This is a genomic window from Dyella monticola (genome assembly GCF_003363155.1).
Taxonomy (GTDB): Bacteria; Pseudomonadota; Gammaproteobacteria; order Xanthomonadales; family Rhodanobacteraceae; genus Dyella_B; species Dyella_B monticola.
The window spans coordinates 124,425-133,986 of record NZ_QRBE01000004.1 but is presented as its reverse complement, the minus strand read 5'-3'; the positions used below and the strand labels follow the sequence as shown (position 1 = coordinate 133,986).

The window sequence follows — 9,562 nt, the reverse complement described above, 5'->3', positions numbered from 1 at the left end:
ATTCATGGCGACGCGCAAGCGGCGCCGAGACAGAACCTTAAAGATCCATCCGGAGCATATTCAATGAGCCAGGGCAAAGTTGTACAGATCATCGGCGCGGTTATCGACGTCGAGTTCGCGCGCGATCAAGTGCCGCAGGTATATGACGCACTGAAGATCGACGGCACCGAGATCACGCTGGAAGTCCAGCAGGTGCTCGGCGACGGCGTGGTGCGTACGATCGCTCTGGGCTCCACCGACGGCCTCAAGCGCGGCCTCGTGGCGCGCAACACCGGCGAAGGCATCAAGGTGCCGGTCGGCAAGGCCACGCTCGGTCGCATCATGGACGTGCTCGGCAACCCGATCGACGAAGTCGGCCCGATCCAGGCCGAGGATCATTGGGTGATCCACCGCGAAGCGCCGTCCTATGACGACCAGGCGCTTGCCAACGAACTGCTGGAAACCGGCATCAAGGTGATCGACCTGGTGTGCCCGTTCGCCAAGGGCGGCAAGGTCGGCCTGTTCGGCGGCGCCGGCGTGGGCAAGACGGTGAACATGCTCGAACTGATCAACAACATCGCCACCCAGCACTCGGGTCTGTCGGTGTTCGCCGGCGTGGGCGAGCGCACCCGCGAAGGTAACGACTTCTACCACGAGATGCAGGATGCAGGCGTCGTGAAGCTGGACAACCTGCCGGAATCGAAAGTGGCGATGGTGTACGGCCAGATGAACGAGCCGCCGGGCAACCGTCTGCGCGTGGCGCTGACCGGCCTGACCATGGCCGAATACTTCCGCGACCAGAAGGACGAACACGGCAAGGGCCGCGACGTGCTGTTCTTCGTGGACAACATCTACCGCTACACGCTGGCCGGTACCGAAGTATCCGCGCTGCTTGGGCGTATGCCGTCCGCCGTGGGTTACCAGCCGACACTGGCCGATGAAATGGGCGTGTTGCAGGAGCGCATCACCTCTACCAAGACCGGTTCGATCACCTCGATCCAGGCCGTGTACGTGCCCGCGGACGACCTGACCGACCCGTCTCCGGCCACCACCTTCGCCCATTTGGATGCGACCGTGGTGCTCTCCCGTAACATCGCTGCGCTGGGTATCTACCCGGCCGTGGACCCGCTCGATTCCACCAGCCGCCAGCTCGACCCGAACGTGGTCGGCGCCGAACACTACGACGTGGCTCGCAAGGTGCAGGGCACCCTGCAGCGCTACAAGGAGCTGAAGGACATCATCGCCATTCTCGGCATGGACGAGTTGTCCGAAGAAGACAAGCAGGTGGTGTACCGCGCACGTAAGTGCGAGCGCTTCTTCTCGCAGCCGTTCCACGTGGCCGAGGTGTTCACCGGCGCGCCCGGCAAGTACGTGCCGCTGAAGGAAACCATCCGCGGTTTCAAGATGATCGTGGAAGGTGAAGTGGACCACGTTCCCGAGCAGGCGTTCTACATGGTCGGCACCATCGACGAGGCCATCAAGAAGGCCGAGGAAATGGGCGCCAAGAAGGCCGCCTGATCCAGGCATCTGCCGGAACCCTTGCATCCGCAGGGGGCCGGGAAGCCGATAAATCCTTTCTGTCCGGTCCATCGGGCGAAGCGAGAAAACTATGAGCACCATTCGTTGCGACATCGTCAGTGCCGAAGCCGAGATCTTTCACGGTGATGCGGTGATGGTCGTCGCCACCGGCGAGCTGGGCGAACTGGGTATCACGCCCCGCCACGCCCCGCTGATCACTCGCCTCAAGCCCGGCCACATCGACGTGGTACTGGAAGGCGGCGAGCGGCAGCAGTTCTATGTTTCCGGCGGCATTCTGGAAGTGCAGCCGCAGGCGGTTACCGTGCTGGCCGACACCGCCGCGCGCGCCGCCGATCTGGACGAAGCCGCCGCCAAGCGCGCCAAGCAGGAGGCCGAAGAGGCACTTGCCAACCGCTCCGGCACCGTCGACGTGGTCGAGGCGCAGGCCAAGCTTGCGCAGGCGTTGGCGCAGCTCCAGGCGCTGGAGCGCATGCGCAAGAACCTCAAGCACTGAGCCTGTTGAAGACTTCAAAAACGCCGGCCTCGTGTCGGCGTTTTTGTTTTGCACATCGCTTTGACGCCTGCACACCCCAAAGTGGGCCGGATTGAGCAGGTATGCTTAATGCCAAACCGTCATCCACCTTCGATTCCTATGACCCATCCAGCCCTGCACGTCATCGTCCTCGCCGCCGGCGAAGGCAAGCGCATGAAATCGAAGAAGGCCAAGGTGCTGATGCCCTTGGCGAGCCGACCGCTGTTGGCGCACGTGCTGGGCACTGCGCGCAGCCTGGAGCCTGAGGCCATCCACCTCGTCTATGGCTTCAACGGCGAGCAGGTGCTTGCCGCGTTCGACGGCCAAACGGATCTGCGCTGGACCTTGCAAGCCGAGCAACTGGGCACCGGTCACGCCGTGGGGCAGGCGCTGCGTAACGTGCCCGACCACGTGCGGGTACTAGTGCTGTATGGCGACGTGCCCCTTACGCGCACCGAAACACTGCAGCGCCTGGTCGAGACCGAAAGCACGTTATCGATGCTTGCCACACGCGTCGCCAATCCGCATGGCTATGGTCGCGTGCTGCGCGATGGCAACGGCTGCGTGCGCGCCGTCATCGAGGAAAAGGATGCCGACGATACCCAGCGTGCGATCAACCTGATCAACACCGGCATCCTGTCCGCCGAGGCCGCTTCGCTCAAACGGTGGATCGCCGGACTTGATCGCAACAACGCACAAGGCGAGTACTACCTCACGGATATTTTCCAAATGGCCGCTTCCGAAAGCCGCGCAGCATTGTGCGTGGAATGCGAAGACGCGATGGAAGCCGCCGGTGCAAACACGCCTTGGCAGCTTACGGAACTCGAAGATGCCTATCGCGAGCGCAATGCGCGTGCGTTGATGTCCGAAGGCGTTCGCATTGTCGATCCACGGCGCGTCGACGTGCGCGGCAGCGTGAAAGCGGCGCGCGATGTCGAGCTGGATATCGACGTGATCCTGGAAGGCGATGTGCAGCTTGGCGAAGACGTGCACGTCGGTCCGTATTCACGACTGAAAGATGTGCAGCTTGCCGCGGGCACGATCGTGCATGCGCACTGCGACCTGGAAGGCGTCGTTACACATGGGCCGTGCATTATCGGCCCGTTCGCGCGGCTGCGTCCGGGTACGGAGTTGGACAGCGGCGCGCATATCGGTAATTTCGTGGAGACCAAGAAGACGCGCGTCGGTGAAGGCAGCAAGGCTAATCACCTTTCTTATCTGGGCGACACGATCGTCGGGCGCCATGTCAACGTCGGCGCTGGCACGATTACCTGCAACTACGATGGCGTGAACAAATTTGTCACCCGCATCGAAGACGACGCCTTCATCGGTTCCAACAGTGCGCTGGTCGCACCGGTGACCGTGGGTGCGCGCGCCACGATCGGCGCCGGCTCGGTCATCACCAAGGATGCTCCAGCCGGTGAACTCACCGTGGCACGCGGCCGGCAGGCCACCTTGCCTGGATGGAAGCGACCGGAAAAGCAAAAGCCCTGATACGCTCTAACGAAGACGTTCGATTACCGGTAACGCCAACCGTCGATTTCCACCAGCAGTTCACGGCGGCAAATGTCGCCATGCATCAGCAGTACCGGCACCCCTGGCAGGCGTTGTTGCAACGTCTCGCGCACGCGCGCGGCGTCGGTGGGATGGCGCACGTAAGCCTTCAGCGGTGAATGGGTGTCAAAGCCAGCCGGCATGTCTGCTGTGGCAAGCAAGGATTCCAGGTTAAGCAGCGTTTCGTCGAGCTGCGCATCCAGGTCGTGCGCATGCGTCGATGCATGACCCACCACCGCGGCGGTACCGGAAATCGCCAGCGCATCCCGCATCGGCATCAGCATGCCGCGAGCAAAACCGGGTGAGGTGCGACCGTATTGGCGAGGGTATTGCCAGGCGCTGACCTGTCGCGGGTTCTCCACGGCCATGCCTTCATCCGTGCAGGCGAGCAGATACACCTGCAGCAGCGGTTCGCGCAGGTGGTGGCCGATCGCGGTAGCGGCCGGGAAGCCTCGCGCAAAGAAATCGCCCAACCCGGACGAACGTCCATCGCAAAACTGCTTGTAGCGTTCGGCATCCTCTTCGCCCCGATTGATGTCGGCCAGGTAATTCCACATGCGCAGCACGCGATGCCCGGTTCGCGCGCGCATGAACCGCTGCAACTGCGCATACGCTTGGTACGCAGCGCCTTCGATGCCGCCGGTCTGGCGCTCGTCCAGCGTCACCGACGCGAACAACCAACTGCCGCCGGCCGACCAGTGCACAGCGTCCTGGCGCCCCCGTTCCACCTCGGCCTCCACATGCCATGCCTCCAGCGGAGCGGGCGCGTCAAAGCTTTCCAGTGGAACCGGCAGATAGCGCGGATCGTCGTCATCGGGCGCACCGGCGCCAAAGCCGAACACAGCCAGGATGCCGTCCTCGGCCAGGACTGCCGCCGGAGATGCCGCACGATAGGTGACGCGGGGAGTGCGCGGCAGGTCGGGTTGGGCCTCAAGGTTTTGCTTTGCCTGAACCATGCTTGCAGCCGAGAACGACAGAACCCCTATGTTACACTGGCCGGCCACCCCGGCCCTGGGCTGGCCGTGCATCCGGAGCAGCGAAACCAAGCATGTCCACGCAGACCGCCGCCGAACACGAACTGGCCATCCTCATCGTGGACGCGCTCAATCTGGAAGCGGTCGACCCCGCGCACATCGATCCGCAAGCGCCGCTCTTCGGCAGCGACCTCGGCCTGGATTCAATCGATGCCCTGGAAATCGCCCTGGCCGTTTCCAAACGCTACGGCATGCAGTTGCGCTCGGACCATCCGGACAACCAGCGCATCTTCGGTAGCCTGCACGCGTTGTCCGAACATATTGAACGAGAGCGTACAGCCTGAATTCGCGTTAAGCGCGCTGACAGGTCAGACCCGCATCATCGGTGCTGTATCCCTTGGCCAGCGAAACACCCATGGATCGGTGCAACGCGAACGACCGCTATCAACGCGCGCTATGCATAGCGCCGGAACACCCCTGCCTGCCCGGCCACTTTCCGGGGCATCCGCTCGTGCCGGGCGTCGTCCTGCTCGAGTACGTTGCGCAGGCGTTGCGTGACTGGCGTAATCAACGTCTTGCACGTGTGCGCGAAGTGAAATTCCTGGCGTCGTTGCATCCGGGCGAATCGGCTGACCTTGAACTTATGGATGCATCCGACTTGATACGCTTCGAGCTGCGCCGTGAAGGAAACATCCTGGCGCGCGGCGTGATCGAGGGCGCACCGTGAGCGAACACTGGCAGGACCAGCCCGAAGGCGGCAATCGATTCTGGGTCAATGTGCTGATTACCGTAGCATTGCGCCTGGGTCGCGGGTTCATGCTGCTATGCCTTTACCCCATCACGCTGTATTACCTCATGCGGCGTCGTGTCGAGCGGCGTGCTTCGCGCGATTATCTGACGCGCGTGTTTGGTCGTCCGGCTACGCTGGGGGAGGCATTCAAGCATCTCCATTGCTTCGCAGTGACCATGCTCGATCGCATCTACCTGCTGGCGCATGGCGAGCGCGATTACGACATCGAAGTGAGTGGGCTCGATGACCTGGAACACCATGTTGCGCAAGGACGAGGCGTGCTGTTGGTGGGATCCCATCAGGGCAGCTTCGAAGTGCTGCGTGCGCTTGCTGCCCGCTGTCCGCACGTGCCTTTGCGGGTGCTGTTGGACAAGCAGAAAACGCCTTCCATCACCGATTTGCTCGAAGCTTTGGCGCCTGAAGTGGGCGAGGCGGTGATCGATGTTTCACAGGGCGGCGCGGCCATCACGCTCGCGGTTGCCGAAGCCTGTCGCACCGGTGGCATGGTTGCTCTGCTGGCGGATCGCGGCCGCGCGCATGAAACGCTGCGTCGCGTGGATTTTCTCGGCGAACCTGCGCCCTTTCCGGTCGGGCCGTGGCTGCTGGCAAGCACACTGCAAGTGCCGGTGATGCTGTGTTTTGGGCTCTATCGCGGCGGTCGTCGTTACGCGCTGCGTTTCGAACCCTTCATGGATCGCGTGGATATTCCACGTGAAGCGCGTCCTCAGGCACTCGACGACATTCTGCACCGCTACGCGCAGCGACTTGAGCATTACGCCAAGCTCGATCCTTACAATTGGTTCAACTTCTACGACTTCTGGCAGCAGGACATCGCGCAGCCGCGCGCGGTATCCGATACGCACACTATGCGCGAAGCATGAACATGCTCACGCCAGAGGCCTGGGCGGCATGTGTTCCGCATGCTGGCGCGATGGCCTTGATCGATGCGGTAGCGAGCTGGGATGCCGCGACGATCCATGCTATCGGCGAGCGGCACAGGCTTGCCGATCATCCCTTGCGCGCCACGCAAGGCCTGCATGCGGTGCACTTGGCCGAATATGCCGCACAGGCAAGCGCCGTTCATGCGGTGCTGTCTGCAGGCGCGAATGGCGAGACGGCCAAGCGCGAAGGGAGGCTGGTAAGCGTGCGCGACATGCGATTGATAGTGGAATACGTCCAGCTATCTAACGGGCATTTGGACATCCATGCAGAACAGTTGCTCGCCGACGAGCGGGGTGCGCAGTACGCGTTCAACGTAAAGCAGGGTGGGCAGTTGCTGGTATCAGGGCGCGTCACGGTGATGTACGTCAACGCCTGATGCGCGGTTCTACGCCGCGCGCTGCGAATAGGTATCGTCTACGATCAACGGCGCAGCCCGTGAGCGCGTATAGCTTGCCCAGAGTTGCCCGCGGCCAAACACCTGCCTTGCCGTATACAAAGCGATGCGCATGACATCACGCACCGGGCTGAAGTGGCTGAGACGAAACGACCCTTCATAACGCGAAGCAATCGGTACTGAAACGATGCCGAGGCCTTTTTCGCGTGACGCCACAATTAGCATCGCCGCTTCAAAAACGAAGTTCTGCGCATCCAGCTCCACCAGGTCCAGCGCGCTGCGCGGATACCAACGCTGACCGCTTTGCGTATCGGCCACCGGTTGCCCGCATGCCCATGAAATGGCCCAGTCGGCCAACGCATTGGCGCGCCGTCGCCCCTTGGGTTGCTGTTCCCGATGCAACAGGCGCGCACCGATGACGATGTGGTCGGGAAAACGCTTGCCCACATCTACCAGGCGCGGAATGTCTTCGGCCAGATGCTGACCGTCGCCATCCATGGTGACCACGGCGTCAAAGCCCTGGCGCAGCGCTTCGCGAAAACCCGTGCGCAAGGCCTCGCCCTTGCCTTTTCGAACACCGTGGCGCAGCAGCATAACGGGCAGGGCGTTGACGATATCTGGCGTGCGGTCATCGGAGCCATCGTCGATAACGATCACCGAGACACCCAGCTGCAGAGCGGACCGCACGACCGAGCCGATGGCCTTTTCCTCATTCAGACAAGGAATCAGTACACACCAACGCAACGCTTCGTTCACGTCATCATCTCCATTTGCACGTGCAGCGCAAGCCGCTCGGATACTGCCAGCACGCATTCGCCTTCGCCACGCGCCAGCATGGCCAGCAACGGCAGACATGCTGCGGAAGGGTTGTCGCCCATCCATGTCATGCAATCGGACGGCAATGATGCGTGCCTGGGCGGCGATGTCGTTGTGCAAAGACGTAACGGCATGCCTTTGCTTGTACCCGGTGCCAATACCAACGCACAACCCAATGCGCGCGTGCACCCGATCAACTCACCCAGCGGACCGACACCTGCCGTATCGCTGCAGACCAGCATGACCGCGCGATGGTCCGCGCAGGCGAGCGCGGCCGCCTCCAGCAGGCTTGCACCGAAACTTGCGTTCCCGCCGCATGTCGCGCTGGATGGCGCCCGACATGCGGTGGCGATCGTCCAATAACCGGCTGATGCATTGTGGACGGAATTGTGAAAGCGCGTGGGTGAAAGCTCGGTAGGCGCGCGGGCGAGTACTTGGCACATGTAATCAGTGGTGACCTGATCGCCGTACCCGGAAGCAAAGACGCACGCCACACTGTCGGCGGCGCGACCGCTCATGGTCATGGCCTGCGACGCCGCTTCGATGGCGACCAAAACACTCTGCGGTGCGCGGCGGCGTTCGTTCGGTGACAACGCGCCAGCATGCGGGCGCGGGTCGGGCGCTTCGGTTTTTTCACCGCCAAGCAGCTGACGCAGTGCATCGAAGTTCGCAAGCTGCGGCGACCACAAGCCGATACCTTCAACGCGAACGTGCAGCGCATTCATGGATGAGCACTCGCATCGGCATGGGCAAAAACCAGGCATGCATTGTTGCCGCCAAAACCAAACGAATGACTTGATGCCACCTTCAACGGGCGTGGTTCGTTGTGCCATGCAAAATGCGCCGAGCATGCCGGATCGGCGTGGAGAACGCCGGCGTTTCCCGGCACAAACCCTTCACGCAGGGCAAGCAAGGTGATGACGGCTTCGACAATCCCGGCCGCGCCCAAGGTATGTCCGGTGAGGCCCTTGGTGGAACTGACCCGCGTGCGCGCTGGAAACAGGCGCGCTACCAACGCCGCTTCCATCGCATCGTTTTTCTGACTCGCCGTTCCGTGCAGATTGATGTAATCCACCTGCGACACATTGAGGCCGGCGCGGTCGAGTGCATCACGCAAGGCGATTTCTGCGCCGACGCCTTGCGGATCGGGCGTAGACATATGGTGGGCGTCGCTCGACTCGCCGCAGCCGAGCAATCGTAACGGGGCATCCGGGCAGGCATCGGTTCGTTCCAGCAGTGCAAAGCCCGCTGCCTCGCCGATCGAAATGCCGCGTCGCTGCGCATCGAAAGGACGACATGGTTCACCCGATACCAGTTCCAACGCGTTGAAGCCGAAGAGCGTGCTCTCGCACAGCGAATCGACGCCACCGACGATGGCGGCGTCGACCACGTCCATGCGGATGAGCCGTTCCGCGCTGGCGAATACTTTTGCGCTGGAGGAGCATGCCGTGGAAATCGTCAAGCAGGGGCCGCCGATATCCAGCGCGGCAGCGACGAAGGCGGTGAGTGAATGGGGCGTGTGGATGGCGGTGCGATGCAAATCGTGCGGAAAGCGCCCACCATCCAGGCGCCGGTAGCCTTCTTCGGTGGCGGCGATGCTGGCGGTCGAGGTACCCAGCAACAGGGCGACGCGATGCGCGCCGTAGCGCTCCCGAGCCGTGCGAACGTCGTGCAGAAATTGGTCCTGGTTCAAACCCAGCCACGCGAGCCGGTTGTTACGGCAATCCCATTGTGCAAAAGGCGCCGGCAGGGCGATGGCTTCCACACCATCGACGCGGCCGATCCAGCACGCCAACGGCGCGCTGCTGAAGTCATTCGGACGCAGGCCGCTGCGTTGCTGGGCAAGTGCGTCGAGATGCGCCTCTTGGCCGAGGCCAAGCGCGGAGGTGACGGTGTAGGCGGTCACCGCTAGCGGGAGGGTTGTCGCGCGCATCGCATGAGCCTAGCGAGCGGGCCTGGGCTTGCCTAGATGGCATTCCCTACGGTGCCCTCGCCGCTGTGGCTGTGTTCACACAGTGCACCAGGCGCCGCATCTTCCATGGGGCAGCCTTGCTAAGCTTGTG

General features: G+C 62.6%; 11 protein-coding genes. 7 read left to right on the top strand and 4 right to left on the bottom strand.

Features of this window, described 5'->3' with window-relative positions; translation table 11 throughout:
• Window positions 1-63: 63 nt before the first annotated feature.
• The 3 genes from atpD to glmU all read left to right on the top strand — a co-directional run bounded on the left by atpD (window position 64) and on the right by glmU (window position 3,523).
• A complete protein-coding gene (gene atpD, locus DWU98_RS09005) occupies window positions 64-1,497 on the top strand; it encodes a F0F1 ATP synthase subunit beta (RefSeq protein ID WP_115495223.1) in 1,434 nt (477 codons plus the stop codon).
• 91 nt (window positions 1,498-1,588) lie between these two features.
• On the top strand, window positions 1,589-2,011 hold the full coding sequence (locus DWU98_RS09000) for a F0F1 ATP synthase subunit epsilon (RefSeq protein WP_115495222.1): 423 nt from the start codon (window positions 1,589-1,591) through the stop codon (window positions 2,009-2,011).
• A gap of 138 nt (window positions 2,012-2,149) precedes the next feature.
• Window positions 2,150-3,523, top strand: a complete 1,374-nt coding sequence (gene glmU, locus DWU98_RS08995; protein WP_115495221.1) for a bifunctional UDP-N-acetylglucosamine diphosphorylase/glucosamine-1-phosphate N-acetyltransferase GlmU — start codon at window positions 2,150-2,152, stop codon at window positions 3,521-3,523.
• A 23-nt stretch (window positions 3,524-3,546) separates the two neighbouring features.
• Here glmU and DWU98_RS08990 read toward each other — a convergent pair whose 3' ends face one another.
• Window positions 3,547-4,539 (bottom strand): chorismate transformation FkbO/Hyg5 family protein, encoded by a 993-nt coding sequence (locus DWU98_RS08990; RefSeq protein ID WP_115495220.1) that lies wholly within the window; start codon window positions 4,537-4,539, stop codon window positions 3,547-3,549.
• Between the two features lie 92 nt (window positions 4,540-4,631).
• Here DWU98_RS08990 and DWU98_RS08985 point away from each other — a divergent pair, with 92 nt between their 5' ends.
• The 4 genes from DWU98_RS08985 (at window position 4,632) to DWU98_RS08970 (ending at window position 6,665) form a co-directional block, all read left to right on the top strand.
• Window positions 4,632-4,901 carry a phosphopantetheine-binding protein gene (locus DWU98_RS08985; RefSeq protein WP_115495219.1) on the top strand — a complete coding sequence of 90 codons (270 nt, stop codon included), beginning with the start codon at window positions 4,632-4,634 and terminating at the stop codon, window positions 4,899-4,901.
• A gap of 71 nt (window positions 4,902-4,972) precedes the next feature.
• Window positions 4,973-5,284, top strand: a complete 312-nt coding sequence (locus DWU98_RS08980; RefSeq protein WP_115495397.1) for an ApeI family dehydratase — start codon at window positions 4,973-4,975, stop codon at window positions 5,282-5,284.
• The gene (locus DWU98_RS08975; protein ID WP_115495218.1) at window positions 5,281-6,228 is read left to right on the top strand and encodes a lysophospholipid acyltransferase family protein; all 948 of its coding nucleotides are present in this window, start codon (window positions 5,281-5,283) and stop codon (window positions 6,226-6,228) included. Before DWU98_RS08980 ends, DWU98_RS08975 begins: the two co-directional genes overlap by 4 nt.
• 2 nt (window positions 6,229-6,230) lie before the next feature.
• Entirely contained in the window at window positions 6,231-6,665 is a 435-nt protein-coding gene (locus tag DWU98_RS08970; RefSeq protein ID WP_115495217.1) for a hotdog family protein, read from the top strand.
• Between the two features lie 9 nt (window positions 6,666-6,674).
• Here DWU98_RS08970 and DWU98_RS08965 read toward each other — a convergent pair whose 3' ends face one another.
• The 3 genes from DWU98_RS08965 to DWU98_RS08955 are packed head-to-tail and all read right to left on the bottom strand — an operon-like array spanning window position 6,675 to window position 9,432.
• Window positions 6,675-7,439, bottom strand: coding sequence for a glycosyltransferase family 2 protein (locus DWU98_RS08965; RefSeq protein ID WP_230474767.1), 765 nt, complete (start codon window positions 7,437-7,439; stop codon window positions 6,675-6,677).
• Window positions 7,436-8,224 carry a beta-ketoacyl synthase chain length factor gene (locus tag DWU98_RS08960; protein WP_115495215.1) on the bottom strand — a complete coding sequence of 263 codons (789 nt, stop codon included), beginning with the start codon at window positions 8,222-8,224 and terminating at the stop codon, window positions 7,436-7,438. Before DWU98_RS08960 ends, DWU98_RS08965 begins: the two co-directional genes overlap by 4 nt.
• Window positions 8,221-9,432 carry a beta-ketoacyl-[acyl-carrier-protein] synthase family protein gene (locus tag DWU98_RS08955; protein ID WP_115495214.1) on the bottom strand — a complete coding sequence of 404 codons (1,212 nt, stop codon included), beginning with the start codon at window positions 9,430-9,432 and terminating at the stop codon, window positions 8,221-8,223. The genes DWU98_RS08960 and DWU98_RS08955 overlap by 4 nt, the downstream gene beginning before the upstream one ends.
• Window positions 9,433-9,562: the final 130 nt, after the last annotated feature.